Below are 17,892 nucleotides of genomic sequence, written 5' to 3'. Positions count from 1 at the left end.
GCCGCACTTAGGCATCAGTTGTGAGATTTCAATTGTGCGATTGTGCCTCGACGGGTGCGGCAATCGCCGCGTCGGCAGTCGTTCCTCACCGCCTCGGCGGGCTAGTCGAGGCTCGATCAACGCCAACGTCGAATATAACGTCGCCGGGGACGGCATAGTCGAACGCGGCGTTGATCGAGCGCAGCCGTGCCGCATGCTGGGATCAGCGTTCGCGCTCACCGTCGCGGTCTCGGGCGGCACGGTTGACTGCCGACACGACAGCCTTGAGCGAGGCCTTGGTGATGTTCGAGTGCAGTCCGGCACCCCAGACCACACGGTCCTCGACTGCGAGTTCGACGTATGCGGCTGCCATGGTGTCAGCACCGGAGCCGATGGCGTGCTCGGTGTAGTCCTGGAGACGAACGTCGACGTCGAAGTTGTCGATGAGCACCTTCACCAGTGCATCGATCGGCCCCTTGCCGCGACCTTCGTAGGTGCGTTCCTGACCGTCGACGATGAGGTCGACCTCGACGCGCTCCGAGGCGCCTGAGTCGTCGACCGTGCCGGAGTCGGTGCGCAGACCCACGATCTGGAACCGGCCCCAGGCCTTGTCCTGATCGTCGCTGGGCAGGTACTCATGGTTGAAGATGCGGCGGATCTCCTCGGCGGAGACCTCTCCCCCGCCTTCAGTGTGGACCTGGACGGCACGGGAGAACTCGACCTGCATGCGGCGAGGCAGATCCAGACCGTACTCGCTCTTGAGCAGATAGGTGACTCCGCCCTTGCCGGACTGCGAGTTCACGCGGATGATCGCCTCGTACGAGCGGCCCAGATCCTTCGGGTCGACCGGCAGGTAGGGCATGTCCCATTCCATCAGGTCCACCGGCACGCCCTGCTCGTTGGCATTCTTCTCACGGTCGGCGAACGCCTTGTTGATGGCGTCCTGGTGCGAGCCGGAGAACGAGGTGAAGACGAGGTCACCGCCATAGGGGTGACGTTCGTGGACGCCGATCTGGTTGCATTCGGTGACGGTGTGGATGACTTCGTCGATGTCGGAGAAGTCCAGTTCGGGATCGACACCCTGGGTGTAGAGGTTGAGTGCGACGGTGACGAGGTCGAGGTTTCCGGTCCGTTCGCCGTTGCCGAAGAGGCAGCCTTCGACCCGGTCGGCACCGGCCATGATGCCCATCTCCGCGGCCGCCACACCGGTTCCCCGATCGTTGTGGGGGTGCAGGGACACGGCCACATCGTCGCGGTAGGGCATGTTCCGGCAGAACCATTCGATCTGGTCGGCGTAGGTGTTCGGGGTGCCTCGCTCAACTGTGGCGGGCAGGTTGACGACAGTCTCGCGGCCCGAGCCCGGCTGCCACGTGTCGAGGACGCTGCCGACGATGTCGAGGGCGAACTCTGGTTCGGTGTCGACGAAGATCTCGGGTGAGTACTGGTAGCCGAAGTCGACGTCGCCCAGCAGCGACTCGGCGTGCTTCATGACCGCTTGGGTGCCACGGGTGGCGATGTCACGAGTCTGATCGAAGCCCTCACCGTCGAAGCCGAACACGACCTTGCGGAAGACCGGCGCCGTCGCGTTGTAGAGGTGGACGGTCGGCTTCTGCGCACCGACGAGGGACTCCACCGTGCGTTCGATGAGGTCCTCGCGGGCCTGGGTGAGAACGGAGATGCGCACATCGTCAGGAATGGCGTCCTGCTCGATGATCTCGCGGACGAAGTCGAAGTCGACCTGGCTGGCTGCGGGGAAGCCGACCTCGATCTCCTTGAAGCCGAGCTTGACGAGGAGGTCGAACATCTTGCGCTTACGATCGGGCGTCATCGGATCGATGAGCGCCTGGTTGCCGTCACGCAGATCGGTGCTCAGCCAACGCGGGGCCTTCCGGATCAGCTGGTCGGGCCAGGTGCGATCGCGCATGTCGAGAGCGATCCGGTCCTGAAAGGACTTGTATTTGCCAAATGGCATGGGGGTCGGCTTCTGCAGTTTCATGGTTCCTCAATCATTGATCGCGTGCTTCATCAGCATAGGAGAACTCCGCGACGAGCGTGCTGTCCAATCAGGACTCGTCGCGGCAAGGAAGGAGGAGCAACCTGTGAGCCACACAATCAACATAGCCCTGGTTGCGCCGTCCGCCCCAAACCTGTCCAAATTCTAAGATCAGGGTCTCGATATCGCCGAGGTGGTCGATGGTGGCATGGACCTGCCCAGTCGGCTACCCTCCCCGGCCGGTATTCCTAGTCGAGGAAATCAACCGAGGCACGTCGAATGGTGAAGCCGACGCCGGTCTCATCGGACTTGCACGTCATGCCCTCGCGGGTCGATGTGCAGGTCATCCCCTCGGCAGTGATCGATTCGCCGTAGCCGAGCACCCGAGCGGGACCCGAATTTCCCGGCGCCTCGCGGCAGGAGAAGCCGGCGCCCTTCTCATTGGCCACGACGACACCTCCCCAATTGTCCAACTGGCAGTCATCGGGCTTCTCGCCGGCCGTGTAGTCGAAGGATGAGATGACGCACCGGCTGCGCTCCGAATCGATCGTGCAGGAGATGTTGCCAGACGGGGATTTGAACGATTCGGCAGCGGCCGGCGGCGCCGAGGTCGTCGGGCTGCCTGTCTCTGAGCCTGCACTGTCGGAGGGCCCCTGCGAGGATGTGTCGGACGCGGCATCGTCCTTGCCCTGCGTCGCGTCCCAGGCGATGTATCCGACGATGCCGAGAGCGACCACCAGGGCGATCACGGCCAGGGCCCAGAGCCAGCCCGGCACCTTCTTCGTCTCGGGCTCACGTCGGTGGGGTCCGCCGGGGCCGGCTGGTCCACCAGGGCCGTATCCGGCTGGTCCACCAGGGCCGTATCCGCCGGGCCCACCAGGGCCGTATCCGCCACTGCGGGGGCCGCCGGGGCCACCACCGGGCCCATAGGCTCCGCCTGCTGGTCCGTGGCCGCCACTTCCCGCATAGGCGGCTGCAGCATGTGGGGCATAGGGTGATGCACCGTTGGGCACGTGCGACTCGCTTCCGGGGTAGTCAGTGGGAGGAGGTTGAGGGGCAGGCGGCCCTGGTGCACCGAAATCGGCACCCCATGGTTCGGGATTCGGAAGGTTCCTGGCCGAGGCGCCCTGCGGATTCCACTGCTTCGGTGCGGAGGCGGCTTCTGCCTCGGCGATGTCCTCGGACCTCACCTTTCGCAGTGGCAGGTGACTGTCAGCGGATTCGTGATTCTCCGCTGCGGCAAGCTGGCGCAGCTCTTCGAGACTGAGCACCTCGGTGGCCTCGGCTCCGTCGGAGGACACCATCGACTGAAGTCTGGCCAGCTCGTCCGAGCTGAGGGCTTGAGTCGAACCATCCGCGGCAGGGGATCTGTCCTGGCCGATGAACAACTGCGTTGTGATCGAATCCGGAGACTCCTCGGCCGGCTTCCGACGCCCAGGGCGCGGAGGTTGGTTCGGCACAGGTGGAATGCTCATAGGCTCATTTTCGCATAGTCGCCTCCGCCGTGTTCTCAAGGTTCGTGAGAAGATGACCTCATGTTCAGTGGTGGAGCCCGGACCGGGACCGGTCTGACGGTCGCTGTTCTGGCCTTGACGCTGTCGTCATGCCAGACGCCGACCGACAGCGAAGACGATGACGGTGCATCTGCTCATTCTGCGGTGGTCGCGGCACCTGCACAGCGCAACGACATCGGTGATTTCGCTGCTCCCGCACAGATGACTCCCCCCGGGGCTGAGACCACCGAAGCAACGGGTCCAGCCCACCCAGTTCAGGTCCCCGGGCTGGGTCCGGAGACCGCCGCACAGATTCCCGCAGAGACCTCTCAGGTTCTCATCGCCAGCGGGGCGGAGTCGAGTTCCGATTCCGGGCAGCTGAGTTTCTACACCTTCGATGACGGGGCGTGGAAGAAGGCCAAGACCTTCGACATCCACAATGGGAAGAAGGGCTGGCTGGCCGACCGCAGAGAGGGGGACAAGACATCACCGATCGGTGTATTCACACTCAGCGATGCGGGCGGGTACAAACAGGACCCGGGGACCGCACTTCCCTATACCCAGGATGATCGACTTCCGTCGTCGGCGACAGTGGCCTACGGGCCCGAATACGAACGGGTCTTCGACTACATCATCGCAATCGACTACAACCGTGTGCCGGGCACACCTCCCACCGACAGGACCCGCCCGCTGGGGTGGGACAAGGGCGGTGGGATCTGGCTGCATCTCGATCATGATTCGGGAACGAACGGCTGCGTGACTCTCAAGGAGAAGGACCTCAAATGGATCCTTGAGACCATCGACCCCGAGGCCCACCCGCGCATCGCCATGGGACCTGAGTCCCAGCTGCAGAAGTAGAGGCACCGAGATGCGAGAGCTCATCATCTCCCTCGTGCAGACGATCAACGGATCGTATGCCCAGGACGGCTGGTCTACAGGCGTGTCCACGAAGGCCGATTTCTCCTACTTCACGTCCCTGCGCAAGCAGGCAGGTGCCATCATCATCGATCGCAGGACCGCACTCAATCCCGCACTGCCGGTCATCAACGCTCCAGGCAAAGCCCTCGAACACACTCCCGTGCATGTCCTCACCGAATCGGACCCGGCCGAACTGAGCAGACAGCTCTCGAAGGCGGGCCTCGACTACCGAGCTCAGCACTTCACTCCCGACACTGCCGCGCAGGTGCTCGACGACCTCGAGTCCACGAATGAGACTCTGGTGTGCGAGTCCGGACCCAATCTGGCCTACCGTCTCCTCGATGCCGCCCCGGGTGCCGAACTGCACCTGAGCCTCAGCCCGCTCTACTCTCGGAACACCGGCAGCCACTTCTCCCAACTCGAAGCCACCCTCAACCTGCGACTCATCGATGTCCGAACCGTCGATGACCAGATCTTCATCCGCTACGCCAAAGCATGACCTAGACGTTGAGCGCAGTGCTGATCTCGTGCTCGTCTGGCCGGGACAGGAGCGCGCTGACAGCATCGGCGACTGCGGGAAGGCCGATCGTCTCCACTCCCCCGCGCAGATCATTGCGGTCATCACCGCCGATGGGCGCCATGACTTTGAGTTCCCGGTAGTGCACCGCCTCCGTCTCCGCAGCAGCCACCCTGATGAGCATCTCCTGTGCTGCACCGAAGACGCTGATCGCTCCGGACCCGAGGCAGGCTTCGACGCTGGCCACACCGTTGAGGGCCAGGTGTCGGACAGGGGCCCGTCCCCCCTCCTCGGCGAGCGCCTCCGACACGGCACAGGCCCCGAAATGACCACGCAGGTAGGAGGAGTAGTCCTCATCGAAGGAGTCGATCCCGCGATCGATCATCGAGACATCCACGTACCACCCGCCGACCGCAGCGATGACCGCGTCGACAGGCGGTGCGTCCACTCTGCGGAGCTCGTCGATGACGGACTGCGGTCGATCCACCCAATCGGGGGCAAGGACCGGTTCGTAAGCAGTGTCGTCGGCCGGCTGCGCGCGGACTATGCCGGTGATGCGATGGTCGGCGGACAGATGCTGGGCCAGTCCCGTGCCAACATGGCCGGAGGCTCCGAAGATGAGGATGTGCATGTCCGAAGTCTATTTGCTGAGTCCACCGCTGCTTTGACTACGCGGTATTCGACGGCGAGTCCGGCACCGGGCGCGATAGGGTTCTGTCACGACCGCTTCCCCTCAGTCGAAGGACCTTATGGCCGATCAGCATGAGCTCACACGTCTCGAACAACTCCTCGACAGATTTGCCAATCGGCATCTGACTCAGGTGCCGGCCGGGGTGCGCGAGTTCCTCGTCTTCGGGATCAAACAGGCCTGGGCCTGCCTGTTCGGGGCCCTGATGCTGCTCGCGATCATCGTCACCGCCTGGTGGTACCCAGACGAAGCAGGCCTGGCCCGCAACGACCTCCTCGTGATCTTGGCTGTCCTGATCCAGACGGCGATGCTCCTCCTGCGACTGGAGACAGGGCGAGAGCTCTGGGTCATCGTGCTGTTCCACGTCGTCGGCACCGGAATGGAGATCTTCAAGACCTCGGTGGGTTCGTGGAACTATGCCGCCGGTGGTGTCCTCCACATCGCGGCTGTACCCCTGTTCACGGGGTTCATGTACGCCGCGGTCGGCTCCTACATCGTGCGCGTCTATCGTCTCTTCGACCTGCGGTTCAGTCACTACCCGCCGAGGTGGATCACCGCGGTCATCGCCGCAGCGATCTATCTCAACTTCTTCACCCACCACTATGTGGTCGATGTGCGCCTGTTCCTCGTCCTTGCGGTCGGGGTGGCCTTCTTCCGGTGTCGCATGCACTTCCATGTGCACCGTGTGACTCTGCGTATGCCGGTCCTCCTCGCGTTCGTGCTGGTGGCGTTCTTCATCTGGATCGCTGAGAACATCGGCACCGTCACCGGTGCGTGGCTCTACCCGTCCCAGATCGGCGGCTGGGAGATGGTTCCTGTAACCAAACTCGTGGCATGGTTTCTGCTGATGATGATCTCCGTCGTCCTCGTCACCTTCATCTACCCGCCTAAACCTCCAGATGAGGCTAGGTCACCTGATAATCTGAGCTGAAACTCAGACTTGGCCGAAGGAGACACATGGCAGACGCGGATTCAGAGGATTCCAGTGCTCTGGTGGCAGCGGTGCGTCCGCCGTCGGGTGCGCATCGCTTCGTGAGCGCGAAGGTTCTCATCCGTGTCCTCGCAGCGGTCCTCGTCCTACTCCTCGTCATCACCCTGCTCGGCGTCTTCCTCGTTCGACGGTCCTTCCCCACCACCGACGGTGACATGTCGCTGCCTGGCCTCAATGCCGAGGTCAGTGTCACCCGGGACGAGTCAGGAGTCCCGACCGTAGAGGCCAGCAATTCCCATGACCTCTTCATGGCTCAGGGCTTCGTCCATGCCCAGGATCGGTTCTGGGAGATGGACTTCCGCAGGCACGTCACCTCGGGCCGACTCTCGGAACTCTTCGGAGAGTCACAGTTCAGCACCGACTCGTTCATTCGCACGCTGGGCTGGCGAAAGGTCGCCGAGGCGGAGGTCGCGGCTCTTGATGACAAGACGCGAGCGTACTACGAGGCCTATGCCGAGGGTGTCAACGCCTATCTGCATGACAAATCCCCCACCGAGGTGTCTCTCGAGTACGGAGTCGTCGGCCTCCAAGCCGGTGGGGTTGAGATCGAGGAGTGGACTCCTGTCGACAGCGTCTCCTGGCTCAAGGCCATGGCCTGGGACCTGCGTTCGAACGTCGAAGACGAGATCGATCGAGCGATCAGCCAGACCGCGCTCGACGACGAGCAGATGGCCGATATCTACCCCGACTACCCCTATGACACCCGCCCCACGATCATCGGCGGCAATGCCGGTGCCAAATCGCGCGCTGCCGGCAGCAAAGGCAGCAAGACCGGTAAGGACAAGGCCGGCGACAAGTCCTCCGATGGTGAGGCACATGCCGGCGGAGAGGTGACTGCGGCACAGCCTCAGCCACCGGGACACGGGGCAGGGAGCGAGACTCCGTCCAACCTCGGCGAACTCAAACAACATCTGCGATCGCTGCCTGTGCTGTTGGGAGTCAACAGTCACGACATCGGGTCGAACTCGTGGGTGGTCTCCGGTGAGCGCACTGCCACCGGTGGCCCGCTGCTGGCCAATGATCCGCACCTGGCTCCAGCCATGCCCTCCGTGTGGCATCAGATCGGTCTGCGCTGCACCAAGATCACACCCGAATGTCCCTTCGACGTATCCGGGTTCTCGTTCTCGGGACTGCCCGGTGTCGTCATCGGACACAACCAGTCCATCGCTTGGGGCCTGACGAACCTGGGACCTGATGTCGCCGACCTCGTGGTCGAGAAGATCCGCGATGGCAAGGTCCTCCGTGATTCCGGGGACGAACCCGTGACCACGCGCAAGGAGACCGTGAAGATCGCGAAAGAGAAACCGCGCGAAATCACGATCCGTTCAACACGCAACGGTCCCCTCATCTCCGACCTCGAGGGACCCTATCGCGGCGTGCTCGATGCCTCCACCGGGGCGAACACCGCGGACACGAAATCAGGCCCAGCCGACGAGCACTACCAACTGGCGTTGCAATGGACGGCACTTGAACCCGGCAACACAGCCTCCGCGATCTTCGGACTCAACGCTGCGAGGAACTGGAAGGAATTCCGAGAGGCTTCCTCCCTCTTCGATGTGCCCTCCCAGAACCTCGTCTACGCGGACACCGCCGGCAACATCGGCTACCAAGCCCCGGGAAAGATCCCCAAACGCGGCAAGGGTGACGGCATGTTGCCACGCCACGGCTGGAAAACAGACGAGGACTGGCAGGGTTACATCGACTTCAAAGACCTGCCGAGTCTTTACAACCCCGAGCGCGGATGGATTGTGACGGCTAACAACCCGGTCACTCCCCCGGGAGAATCCGTCCAGCTGGGCAATGACTTCGACGATGGGGACCGAGCTCGACGGATCACGAAGCTGCTGCGCGACACAATGTCTCAGGGAGATGTCACGACAGCCGACATGTCCCGGATCCAGGGTGATGACCTCAATCCCCTGGCGTTGACGCTGATCCCGCTGCTGGAAGAAATCGATGCGGGCAAGGACACCAACATCGCCGAAGCGCAGAAACTGCTCGCAGACTGGGATGGCCGAGATGATGCCAACAGTGCCGCCGCAGCCTATTTCAATGTGCTCTCGAAGACGATCCTCGACGAAGTCTTCGCTCCGAAGCTGCCCGATGCGGTGCCACCTGCGGGCGGATCCCGGTGGTACCTCATCATCAAGAACCAGCTGCAGAAACCCGATTCCGAATGGTGGGTCGACGACGAGGTCGAGGGCCGGGACGAAGCATTGGCCCGGGCCATGGACTCGGCGTGGAAGACGACCGAGGATCTGCTCGGGTCCGAACCCGTGACCTGGCGGTGGGGCATTCTGCACCGGCTGACTATCCGCAATGCCAGCCTCGGCGAATCAGGGATCAAACCCGTTGAGCGGCTATTCAATCGGGGCCCCTATGAGGTCGCTGGCGGATCGGGAGAAGTCAACGCCACAGGCTGGGACGCCGCGGCCGGTTACGAGACGAACTGGGTGCCCTCGATGCGCCAGATCGTGGACCTCAAGGACTTCAACCACTCGCAGTGGATCAACCTCACCGGCGCCTCCGGACATGCTTTCCACCCGCATTATGCCGACCAGACCGATGATTGGGCCGCCAATAGGACCCAACCGTGGCCGTACACGCCCGACGCATTGGACCGGCACACCGAAGATACTCTGGTGCTGCGGCCCTGAGATCAGCTCTTGGGCAGGATCTTCGCTTCGAGGAAGTTCGCCACATCGTCTTCCCAGCGGACGGGGTCGATGTTCCATTCCTTGGTGTGGCGGGCCTTGTCATAGACGGGCATCGTCACGAGGTCGCGACGCACGGATGCCAGCGCGTGGGATGGCGCGGACGGCACGAATTCGTCATCGTCGGAGTGGATGAGCAGCACCGGAACGTCGAGCTCCGCCGCGCGTGTCACCCAGTCCAGCCGGCCCAGGTCCAAAGGCGTCTGCAGTCCGGTGATCGGTCGCGCCCACGGTTGGGTGATCATCTCCAGAGTGAGTTTGGCGATCGGCGTCGGAAGCATATTGCGGCGAGCCTGGCCGTCAAGGACATTCACCCAGTCGACGACGGGCCCGTCGAGGACGAGGGCCTTCACATACCGGCGGTTCCTGCCACGGGAGGCGGCCTGCAACGCGATGGCTCCGCCCATCGACCAGCCGAAGAGGACGACGTCGCGGGCCCCGCGTGAGATCGCGAAGTCGATTGCAGCGTCCACGTCGATCCACTCGGTGTCGCCGAGGCCGTAGCGGGATGTGGTCTCGACCCTGACCTCGGCGTCGTTGCGGTAGGACATGGCGATGGCCGGCACGCCCAAGGTGTTGAGGATCGGGGCGGCGCGCAGGCCCTCGGCTCGGGTGCTGGCACGACCATGGACGAGGATCGCCCACGTGTCCTGAGGTTCGGGATGATCGGTGGGCAGCAGCCAGGCAGGCAGTCGTCCGGCATCGGATTCGATCTCGATGTCCTCGGCGTTCACTCCTGCCGCCAACGGTTCCGGGTACACGATGCCCGTCCACCGGCCGTGAGAGGCGCGTTTGATGTCTCCGCGGGTCACCGAGAGGATCTCCCGGGACACGGTTCTCGAGCGCGGATCGTATTCGACGATATCGCCGATCACAGCATGGCCGGCACCCTGGTTAAAGTAGAGTCCATAGGTCCCGCGCACCGTGGTCTCTTCATCGGCAGGCAGATGAATGCGCATATTGGGCGGAAACCCGTCGATGTGGAGAATCTCGAGTTCTTCCGGCGCGTTCTCGGGAACGACGATTCTGCGTGCGAAATATGCGGCCAGTCCCGAGGACGCCACCGAGATCACGGTGCCGATCCCAGCACCGACACCCACCGAAGCCAGAAGCAGGCGAGTCGGGAATTTAGTGTCGCGAACCATGAAAACCTCCTGACTTCATTGTCACCCAAGGAATGAGTAGTCTCCAAACGCTGTTGTGCAGGTGAGAGGGCTCCTCTGAGCCCGAGTGCAGTGGGACAATGGACTGCAACAGAAATCGACAAGCACCGGAGGTCGCGATGAGTCAGTCGCCCAACGTCAACACAGAAGCCAATTCCGAGGAGATCCGCTGGCAGGACGTGCTCACCCCTGACGAGTTCACGGTGCTGCGACAGGGAGGGACCGAGCGTCCATTCACCGGCGAATACGTCGACACAACCACCGTGGGAATGTACCAGTGTCGTGCCTGTGGAGCAGACCTGTTCCCCTCGGACACCAAGTTCTCCTCGCACTGCGGTTGGCCCTCGTTCTACGCTCCCCTGGCCGAGGACCGGGTTCGTTACCTCCGCGATTCTTCGATGGGCATGGAGCGCGTCGAGGTTCGGTGCGCCAACTGCGATTCACACATGGGTCACCTCTTCGAGGGTGAAGGCTACGACACCCCCACCGACCAGCGATACTGCCTGAACTCGATCTCGCTGCGCCTCGTCGACGGTCAGGAGTGAGCGAAGGATCGCCGCTCGTCGTCAAAACATTCGACGAGCTGAGCGTTGCTGAACTCTACGGGATCGTCCAGCTGCGGTCGCAGGTCTTCGTCGTCGAGCAGGACTGCGTCTTCCTCGATCAGGACGGTGTCGACACATTCCCGCAGACTCTGCACGCCTTCTACCCCGATGATGCGCGGACCATATCGGACAGCCACGGCGCCGAGGTGGGCCGCAGTCTTGCTCCCAAGGCATATGCCCGTATCCTGCCGCCCGATATCCCTGACGGCCCGGCCTTCGAGCCGGGAGCCCGCAGCATCAGCCGCGTCGTGACGAACCCGCATGTGCGCGGCCAAGGCTGGGGTCGTAGGCTCATCGGCGAGATCGTGGCCGGTCATGGGCATCGCCTGCTGACGCTGAACGCCCAGTCTCATCTTGAGAGTTTCTACACGAGCTTCGGATTCAGCCAGAATGGTCCCCGGTTCATCGAAGACGGGATCGAGCACACTCCGATGTCACGTCGAGTCAGCACCTGAGGACTCCACGTCGACTGTCTTCGAGGGATCGATGGCGTTGGAGGCCTCGACCGCGTGAGACGTGTGGGAGACCTCGACCGCCTGGGAGGCGTCGACAGCCTCGATGAGACGCGTCATCATGGAGTGGAGCTCGCGCAGTTCCGCCTCACCCATATCGAGTTTGGCCATCATCTGCCCCGGAATGGCCTCAGCGGTCCCCCGCAGCTTGGCACCGGCAACGGTCAGCGAGACCTCCACAACTCTCTCGTCATGGCTGCCGCGCCGCTTCTCCACGTAGCCCAGGGCCTCGAGGCGCTTGATCAGCGGCGACACTGTTGCGGCCTCAAGGCGCAGCAGCTCGGCGATCTTCCTCACCGGCAGCGTTTCGTGCTGCCACAGAGCCAACATGACCAGATATTGCGGGTGGGTGAGGTGGATGGGCTCGAGCACCGAACGATAGGCGGAGATCACTCCGCGGGAAGCGACGGCCAAAGCAAAGCAGATCTGGCTCTCCAGAGCCAGCGGATCGTACGAGGTCGGCATCGTTTCGGTGTCCTTCCGACGAGACTGGTCTATGCGTCGACTCTATGCGTCGACCAAGCTGAACTATTAGTTAGTGCACTAACGTTTAACGTACACTGGATGTATTGTGATCGCCTCAGACGAGCACCTATCTCACCAGCTCGCCACCACCGAATGGACTCGCATGCCAGACTCACACGATTCCCAGCGACGAGTTGCATGGCTCAATCGCTTCTTCCGCAAGATCGTCGGTCCTGCACAAGTCGATAATTCCCGACCCGGTGGCTACTACGAGAACGAGCACCTGCGCCACGAACGACTCGACGCGATGGGCTTGGAGATGCGTACGGATGCCAATGGCCACTCGTATGTGGTGGAGAAGAAGAAGTCCGAGTGATCAGGCTTCTGCCTTGATCAGGCTTCTGCCTTGATTAAGTTTCTGCCCTGATCAGGACCAGGGATCCTTCGAAGTGCGAAGCGATCCGCAGAGCGCCATGTGCTTCACCCCAACTTCCATTCTCCAGGCTCTCGCGCAGATTCTCGACCGACCGCCGTTCCGTGACTTCCTTGCCAGACGATTCAGGGCCACGGCGAGGCGTTGTGCCCTGCCGCGGCCCTGAAATGGTCCTGCAGATCGATCGCTGAAGATCAGCGCCAGTCGCTGATGATGTCCACGAGTTCCCGGAGTGGTCCGGTGTAGAACGGGACCTCTTCGCGCACGTGCAGACGGGCCTCAGTGTTCCGAAGCTCGCGCATCAGATCAACGATGCGGTGAAGCTCCGGGGCTTCGAAGGCCAACAGCCATTCGTAGTCGCCGAGGGCGAAGGAGGCGATCGTGTTGGCCTTGATGTCCTTGTAGCCTGCGGCAGCCATGCCATGATCGCGCAGCATTGTGGAGCGCTCTGCGGGATCGAGGAGGTACCAGTCGTAGGACCGTACGAAGGGGTACACACAGATGTACTTGCCCGGTTCGTCGTCGGTCAGCAGCGCCGGCAGGTGTGCCTTGTTGAATTCAGCTGGTCGGTGCAGACCCACAACCGACCAGACCGGTTCAAGGACTCCGCCCAGCATGCTGCGACGCACTGCTGAGTAGGCGGCCTGGACGAGTTCGATGCTCGGCGCATGCCACCAGAACATCACATCGGCATCTGCGCGCAGGGCCGAGACATCGTAGATTCCGCGGACGACGAGGCCTTGGTCCTGCAACGGGGCGAGTGCTTCGTGGACCTCACCGGCGAGTTCGGCTCGGTCGGCATCGCCGAGTTCGCCTGCCGAGGCGAAGACCGAGTATGCGATATAGCGCGTCTCATTGTTCGCCTGTTCGATCTGTTCGCCGGTGGGGTTTGAGTATTCGCTCATTCCTGCTCCTTCTTCTGTGTGTGTCAGTGCTTGAGCTTCTGTGTGTCAGTGCTTGAGCACGGTGTGTCGGTGGTCAGTTGTCGGTGAACCGCTCAGGTTCGCCTGGAGGGCTCAGGTCTGCGTGGAGGCGATTCTCTGGGCCACCGTCTTGGCTCGGTCGATGCAGGCGGGGATGCCTAGACCGATGTAGGCCGAACCTGCCAGTTCGAGGCCGGTGATGTCGGCGATGTCCGCATCGATTCTCTCCACCATCTCGCCGTGGCCCGGCAGATACTGTGGCAGTGCGCGTTCCCACCGGTGCGCCTCGGCCGCGATGAGACGATCCGATCCGCGATCGGCGATGGACTGCCAATCCTCGTAGGCACGTGCGATGAGCTCTTCGTCCTCGCAATCCCGCCAGCCTCCCGGCCCGTCCCCGTATCGTCCGATGCTCATCCTGATCAAGGCTGCGCCCTCGGGAATGCGCTCTCCCATCCACGGCCACTTGTTCGAGACGAATGTCGAGGCCTTGATGAATGATTTCTCCGTCGGTGGGACGAGGAATCCAGATCCTTCGAGTTCACGATCTCCAACCTCGACAAGGGCCGGGATCAGAGCGGTCGAGGCGTAGGGCACGGAAGCCAGCAGCGAAGCGGAATGAGGGGCCGCCTCGGCGAGCAGATCCTTCGTCACATGCGCGGGAGTGGCCAGGACGACAGCATCGGATTCCAGGTCATCGTCCTCGGTCGTGACCATCCATCGACCACCCTCGGTCTGCACGGACGTCACGTGTGTGCCGGTGTGGATGGTGCCGCCGTGGGCACGGATGCGTTCTTCGAGTGCCGGGACGAGGCGGTTGATGCCTCCGATGAGAGACATGAACGCAGGTTGCGGACTCTCCCCCTTCGCAAGTGCCGCGGTTTGTGCATCACGCGCGGCGAGCAGGCTGGCAACGAGTTCGAGCACCGAGGTCCCCTCGAGTGCAGCCGGCAGCAGCGCGGGCACCGTTGAGGCCAGTGACAGGTCACGGCACCGTCCCGCATACACTCCCCCAAGCAGCGGGTCGATGAGTGTGTCAACGAGATCGGCGCCGAGGCGGTCCGTCAGGAAGTCCCCCAAGGACACATCCCGACCGTCGATCGGACCCGTGATGACCTCATGCGCGACCCGGTCGCTGGTAGCTGCGCCGAGGAGGTCCCTGACCTCGGTCGAGTTGCCGGGCACTCCCATGACTGTGCGTTTGGGAATCGCGTGGAGACGCCCGTTCGACAGGACGCGGGAGCTGTGCGCCGTCGAGGGGAATTCGACGTCCAACCCCAGTTCGGCGGCGAGTTCTTTCGTCTCCCTGCGCCGGTACAGGCTGGCTTCGGCACCGGTGTCGAAACCCACGGGCACAGTCCCGTCCAAGGTCGTCGAGTGCAGGCACCCGCCGAGGCGTGCCTCGGCTTCGAAAAGAGTGACCTGATGCTCGGCTGCAAGGCGATAGGCGGTGACGAGACCGGAGATGCCTCCCCCGACGATCGTGATGTGACTCATCGTCTCAGGACCGTGCGGAGAGGATCTCTGCGGAGACGCGGTGGACTTCTGCCACGATCCGCCCGGGCACTTCGGGATCGGTGTCGGGGAGAACACCGTGACCGAGGTTGAAGACGAAGCCTGCCTCATGTTCCAGGCCCTGCCTCACGATCTCCTCGATGCGCGGTGCCAGAGCCTCCCAGGGGGCGAAGAGCAGTGCCGGATCGAGGTTGCCCTGCAGAGGCTGGCCCGGCTGCACCCGAGTCGAGGCATCGGCCAGGTCGACGCGGAAGTCGACGCCGACTGCTGTGGAGCCCGCTCGCGACATGGAGGTCAGGAGCTCACCTGTCTGGACACCGAAGTGGATGCTCGGCACCTCGTGATGGCGCAGCGATTCGAAGACCGCGCTGGAGTGCTCGAGGACGTGGGCTTCGTAGTCACGCCGGGACAGATATCCGGCCCATGAGTCGAAGAGCTGGAACGCGGAGGCTCCGGCGCCCAGCTGTACGTCGAGGAATGTCGATGAGATCCGAGCGAGCTTGCTCAGCAGCAAGGAGAAGGTCTCCGGGTCTGCAGCCATGAGGGACTTGGTCTTCTCATGGTTCTTGCTGGGCCCGCCTTCGATGAGGTAGCTGGCCAGGGTGAAGGGAGCACCAGCGAAGCCGACGAGCGGAGTCGTCTGGCCCAGCTCCTCGAGGATCCGACCGATCGATTCCGCTATGTCAGGGATCTGGTCGGGTTCGAGTTCGGCCAGTGCTTCCACATCGGCGCGGCTGCGGATCGGGTTCGCGATCACGGGCCCTGTGCCGGGGACGATTTCCACATCGACACCGGCGGCCTGCAGAGGGACCACGATGTCGGAGAAGAAGATCGCGGCGTCCACGCCATGCCGCCGCACCGGCTGCAGGGTGATCTCTGAGACGAGTTCGGGCGTGCGGCAGGCATCGAGCATCGCAGTGCCTGCACGCAGCTGCCGATATTCGGGAAGTGATCGTCCGGCCTGCCGCATGAACCAGACCGGCGTGTGCGCAATCTGCTCTCCCCGCAGGGCGGGCAACAAGGTTGAAGTCATGTCCCCATCCTCCCATCCCACACGAGTCGATGCCCACCGGTTCCCGGTTTCAAGACGCTGTGTCTTGATCGCAGACGCGGGTGAAAACTCTTGGCCCCACCACGGCGTGGACGGTTCACCTCTACCGTGGCCTGATCTATCGTGGCGAGTGTGGTCAACACCTCACCTCTCAATCGCATTCCGTCGGAGTTCTCCGCCGTGACCTCGGTTCTGCGCGAAGCGCGGAACACGAACAACGTCTCGATCTCCGAAATACCTGCACCGGCCCGCTTGGCGCCGTATTCCTATGCTCTGGGTGCTGAGGTCAGCGCCGATGAGACTTTTCTGCGCGCCAGTGGTGAAGCCATCGACGAATTGGCCACCGGTCGCATCGTCGTCCTCTACGATCCCAGCTCCCCCGATGAGTGGGAGGGCCAGTTCCGACTCGTGTCCTACATCCGTGCCGAGCTCGAGCACGAACTCGGCAATGAGACGATGCTCGGTCCGGTCGCCTGGACCTGGCTAGAAGAGGCGCTTGAAGCAAATGACTGCGAGGTCGTCGCCGCTGGAGGTACGACTACCCGTGTCCTCTCGGAGAGCTTCGGCACTCTTGCCGACCGGTCATCCACGATAGACTTGGAACTGCGCGCTTCATGGACCCCTGTGATCGCGGAGCCGGAACTGATCGGCGATCACTTCGAAGCCTGGATCGATCTGCTGTGCACAGTTGCTGGACTGCCACCGCTTCCTGAAGGAGTTTCAGCCCTGCCCGGGCGACGTCGATGACAACCGAACTACCGCTCTTGGCCACACCTGCTCATGGCGTTCCGCCACTCGTCGACTCCTCGGCCGAATTCTCCGCGGCTTGTGACGAGCTCGCACATGGAACAGGTCCCATCGCCATCGATGCTGAGCGTGCATCGGGCATCAGATATGGCCAGCGTGCCTTCCTGGTTCAGCTGCGACGCTCGAGCGCAGGCACAATCCTCCTCGACTCAGAAGTGCTTGAGGATCTCAGCCCCCTCAACACCGCATTCGGCGGAGACGAATGGGTCATACATTCAGTGACTCAGGATCTGCCCTGTCTGCAGGAGCGCGGGATGCGACCGGAGCTGCTCTTCGACACCGAGCTCGCTGCCCGGATCCTGGGGTGGGACAAGTTCGGACTGGCCGCCGTGGCCGAGAGAACTCTCGGTGTTCGCCTGGCCAAGGAGCATTCGGCGGCTGACTGGTCGAAGCGACCATTGCCGAAGGAATGGCTCAACTATGCCGCCCTCGACGTCGAGGTCCTGCTGCCCATTCGCGACATCCTCCACGAAGCACTCATCGAAGCCGACAAGTGGGAGTTCGCTCGGCAGGAGTTCGAGCATCTCCTCGATTTCCAGCCCAAGCACTTCGCCGAACCCTGGCGCCGGACGCACGGATTGACCAAGCTCAAGTCACGCAAGGACATCGCCAAGGTGCGGGAGCTGTGGACGGCCCGTGACGAAATGGCCTCCGAAACTGACATCGCCCCCTCGCGCGTTCTGCGCGATCGGGATCTCGTCGCCCTGGCTCAATCCCGGGTGCACTCAAGCGATGACATCATGGCGACATGGCCCAAACTCTCCCGCGCAGACTCCGGCCGGCTCTTCCGGGCCTACCGCAAAGCGACTCGGCTCACGGTTGACGAGCTGCCTGCACGGAAGGAAGCGAACGCAGTGGTGTCGCGGACGCCGTTCAGCCACACAGACATCAAGGACAGAGTGGCAGCACTCAAGGCTGCCATGGCAGAGCTGGCCGAAGAGCACGCAATTCCTCACGACGTGCTGTTGCAGCCCGCCATCGTCAAGGCCCTCGGTGCTCAGTCGCGGGTCGACGTCGAGGAGTTCCTCGTCGGACGCGGGGCCAGGCAGTGGCAGGTGGAATTGAGCGCTCCGGTGCTCAGACGCACCATCGAGACCCTGCCCACGGCCTGAGGCCTTCGGACTC

Annotated in this window: 17 protein-coding genes; 9 read left to right on the top strand and 8 right to left on the bottom strand. The window is 62.9% G+C overall.

The window, feature by feature from the left end; genetic code table 11:
* Positions 1-202: 202 nt before the first annotated feature.
* Positions 203-1,975: a 2-isopropylmalate synthase gene (gene leuA, locus BANT918_RS00615; protein WP_101618510.1), complete on the bottom strand. Its 1,773-nt coding sequence runs from the start codon at positions 1,973-1,975 to the stop codon at positions 203-205.
* A 245-nt stretch (positions 1,976-2,220) separates the two neighbouring features.
* Positions 2,221-3,447, bottom strand: a complete 1,227-nt coding sequence (locus BANT918_RS17300) for a DUF6636 domain-containing protein (protein ID WP_167389342.1) — start codon at positions 3,445-3,447, stop codon at positions 2,221-2,223.
* 60 nt (positions 3,448-3,507) lie between these two features.
* Here BANT918_RS17300 and BANT918_RS00600 point away from each other — a divergent pair, with 60 nt between their 5' ends.
* Positions 3,508-4,323, top strand: coding sequence for a L,D-transpeptidase family protein (locus BANT918_RS00600; protein ID WP_101618507.1), 816 nt, complete (start codon positions 3,508-3,510; stop codon positions 4,321-4,323).
* A gap of 10 nt (positions 4,324-4,333) precedes the next feature.
* Positions 4,334-4,882: a hypothetical protein gene (locus tag BANT918_RS00595; RefSeq protein WP_101618506.1), complete on the top strand. Its 549-nt coding sequence runs from the start codon at positions 4,334-4,336 to the stop codon at positions 4,880-4,882.
* Between the two features lies 1 nt (position 4,883).
* On the opposite strand, the gene BANT918_RS00590 is transcribed toward BANT918_RS00595, so the two are convergent.
* Positions 4,884-5,531 carry a hypothetical protein gene (locus BANT918_RS00590; protein WP_101618505.1) on the bottom strand — a complete coding sequence of 216 codons (648 nt, stop codon included), beginning with the start codon at positions 5,529-5,531 and terminating at the stop codon, positions 4,884-4,886.
* Positions 5,532-5,649: 118 nt separating this feature from the next.
* Between BANT918_RS00590 and BANT918_RS00585 the strand changes: the two genes are divergently transcribed.
* Positions 5,650-6,519: a DUF817 domain-containing protein gene (locus tag BANT918_RS00585; protein ID WP_101618504.1), complete on the top strand. Its 870-nt coding sequence runs from the start codon at positions 5,650-5,652 to the stop codon at positions 6,517-6,519.
* Between the two features lie 26 nt (positions 6,520-6,545).
* Positions 6,546-9,236 (top strand): penicillin acylase family protein, encoded by a 2,691-nt coding sequence (locus BANT918_RS00580; RefSeq protein WP_101618503.1) that lies wholly within the window; start codon positions 6,546-6,548, stop codon positions 9,234-9,236.
* 2 nt (positions 9,237-9,238) lie between these two features.
* Here the strand turns inward: BANT918_RS00580 and BANT918_RS00575 are convergent, their stop codons facing one another.
* Positions 9,239-10,438: an alpha/beta hydrolase family protein gene (locus tag BANT918_RS00575; protein WP_101618502.1), complete on the bottom strand. Its 1,200-nt coding sequence runs from the start codon at positions 10,436-10,438 to the stop codon at positions 9,239-9,241.
* A gap of 137 nt (positions 10,439-10,575) precedes the next feature.
* Between BANT918_RS00575 and msrB the strand changes: the two genes are divergently transcribed.
* Both msrB and BANT918_RS00565 read left to right on the top strand, forming a co-directional pair.
* On the top strand, positions 10,576-11,001 hold the full coding sequence (msrB, locus tag BANT918_RS00570) for a peptide-methionine (R)-S-oxide reductase MsrB (RefSeq protein WP_180957252.1): 426 nt from the start codon (positions 10,576-10,578) through the stop codon (positions 10,999-11,001).
* Entirely contained in the window at positions 10,998-11,516 is a 519-nt protein-coding gene (locus BANT918_RS00565; protein WP_101618500.1) for a GNAT family N-acetyltransferase, read from the top strand. The genes msrB and BANT918_RS00565 overlap by 4 nt, the downstream gene beginning before the upstream one ends.
* On the opposite strand, the gene BANT918_RS00560 is transcribed toward BANT918_RS00565, so the two are convergent.
* The gene (locus BANT918_RS00560; protein ID WP_324761538.1) at positions 11,496-12,038 is read right to left on the bottom strand and encodes a MarR family winged helix-turn-helix transcriptional regulator; all 543 of its coding nucleotides are present in this window, start codon (positions 12,036-12,038) and stop codon (positions 11,496-11,498) included. The two genes, BANT918_RS00565 and BANT918_RS00560, sit on opposite strands and share 21 nt — an antisense overlap.
* Before the next feature lie 163 nt (positions 12,039-12,201).
* Here BANT918_RS00560 and BANT918_RS00555 point away from each other — a divergent pair, with 163 nt between their 5' ends.
* Entirely contained in the window at positions 12,202-12,414 is a 213-nt protein-coding gene (locus BANT918_RS00555) for a hypothetical protein (protein WP_101618819.1), read from the top strand.
* A 251-nt stretch (positions 12,415-12,665) separates the two neighbouring features.
* Here the strand turns inward: BANT918_RS00555 and hemQ are convergent, their stop codons facing one another.
* From hemQ to hemE, 3 genes are all read right to left on the bottom strand, one after another.
* Positions 12,666-13,376, bottom strand: coding sequence for a hydrogen peroxide-dependent heme synthase (hemQ, locus tag BANT918_RS00550; RefSeq protein ID WP_101618499.1), 711 nt, complete (start codon positions 13,374-13,376; stop codon positions 12,666-12,668).
* A gap of 111 nt (positions 13,377-13,487) precedes the next feature.
* Complete coding sequence (hemG, locus tag BANT918_RS00545; protein WP_101618498.1) at positions 13,488-14,891, bottom strand: protoporphyrinogen oxidase; 1,404 nt, start codon at positions 14,889-14,891, stop codon at positions 13,488-13,490.
* Positions 14,892-14,895: 4 nt separating this feature from the next.
* Complete coding sequence (hemE, locus tag BANT918_RS00540) at positions 14,896-15,942, bottom strand: uroporphyrinogen decarboxylase (RefSeq protein WP_101618497.1); 1,047 nt, start codon at positions 15,940-15,942, stop codon at positions 14,896-14,898.
* 150 nt (positions 15,943-16,092) lie between these two features.
* On the opposite strand from hemE, the gene BANT918_RS00535 reads away from it, so the two are divergent.
* Together BANT918_RS00535 and BANT918_RS00530 are read left to right on the top strand one after the other, a co-directional pair.
* Complete coding sequence (locus BANT918_RS00535) at positions 16,093-16,707, top strand: DUF3000 domain-containing protein (protein ID WP_101618818.1); 615 nt, start codon at positions 16,093-16,095, stop codon at positions 16,705-16,707.
* The gene (locus BANT918_RS00530) at positions 16,704-17,879 is read left to right on the top strand and encodes an HRDC domain-containing protein (protein WP_167389347.1); all 1,176 of its coding nucleotides are present in this window, start codon (positions 16,704-16,706) and stop codon (positions 17,877-17,879) included. Before BANT918_RS00535 ends, BANT918_RS00530 begins: the two co-directional genes overlap by 4 nt.
* Positions 17,880-17,892 lie beyond the last annotated feature (13 nt).

Origin of the sequence: Brevibacterium antiquum CNRZ 918 (assembly GCF_900169145.1) — a bacterium.
GTDB classification, from domain to species: domain Bacteria; phylum Actinomycetota; class Actinomycetes; order Actinomycetales; family Brevibacteriaceae; genus Brevibacterium; species Brevibacterium koreense.
The sequence above is the reverse complement of the archived record's forward strand: the minus strand, read 5'-3'. Positions and strand labels throughout refer to the sequence as shown.

Coding starts and splice junctions, on each gene's coding strand:
- BANT918_RS17300 (WP_167389342.1), bottom strand. CDS start 3,447: ATGAGCATTCCACCTGTGCCGAACCAACCTCCGCGCCCTGGGCGTCGG.
- BANT918_RS00560 (WP_324761538.1), bottom strand. CDS start 12,038: ATGCCGACCTCGTACGATCCGCTGGCTCTGGAGAGCCAGATCTGCTTT.
- BANT918_RS00585 (WP_101618504.1), top strand. CDS start 5,650: ATGGCCGATCAGCATGAGCTCACACGTCTCGAACAACTCCTCGACAGA.
- BANT918_RS00530 (WP_167389347.1), top strand. CDS start 16,704: ATGACAACCGAACTACCGCTCTTGGCCACACCTGCTCATGGCGTTCCG.
- BANT918_RS00580 (WP_101618503.1), top strand. CDS start 6,546: ATGGCAGACGCGGATTCAGAGGATTCCAGTGCTCTGGTGGCAGCGGTG.
- hemQ (WP_101618499.1), bottom strand. CDS start 13,376: ATGAGCGAATACTCAAACCCCACCGGCGAACAGATCGAACAGGCGAAC.
- BANT918_RS00595 (WP_101618506.1), top strand. CDS start 4,334: ATGCGAGAGCTCATCATCTCCCTCGTGCAGACGATCAACGGATCGTAT.
- BANT918_RS00575 (WP_101618502.1), bottom strand. CDS start 10,438: ATGGTTCGCGACACTAAATTCCCGACTCGCCTGCTTCTGGCTTCGGTG.
- BANT918_RS00590 (WP_101618505.1), bottom strand. CDS start 5,531: ATGCACATCCTCATCTTCGGAGCCTCCGGCCATGTTGGCACGGGACTG.
- leuA (WP_101618510.1), bottom strand. CDS start 1,975: ATGAAACTGCAGAAGCCGACCCCCATGCCATTTGGCAAATACAAGTCC.
- BANT918_RS00555 (WP_101618819.1), top strand. CDS start 12,202: ATGCCAGACTCACACGATTCCCAGCGACGAGTTGCATGGCTCAATCGC.
- BANT918_RS00600 (WP_101618507.1), top strand. CDS start 3,508: ATGTTCAGTGGTGGAGCCCGGACCGGGACCGGTCTGACGGTCGCTGTT.
- msrB (WP_180957252.1), top strand. CDS start 10,576: ATGAGTCAGTCGCCCAACGTCAACACAGAAGCCAATTCCGAGGAGATC.
- hemE (WP_101618497.1), bottom strand. CDS start 15,942: ATGACTTCAACCTTGTTGCCCGCCCTGCGGGGAGAGCAGATTGCGCAC.
- hemG (WP_101618498.1), bottom strand. CDS start 14,891: ATGAGTCACATCACGATCGTCGGGGGAGGCATCTCCGGTCTCGTCACC.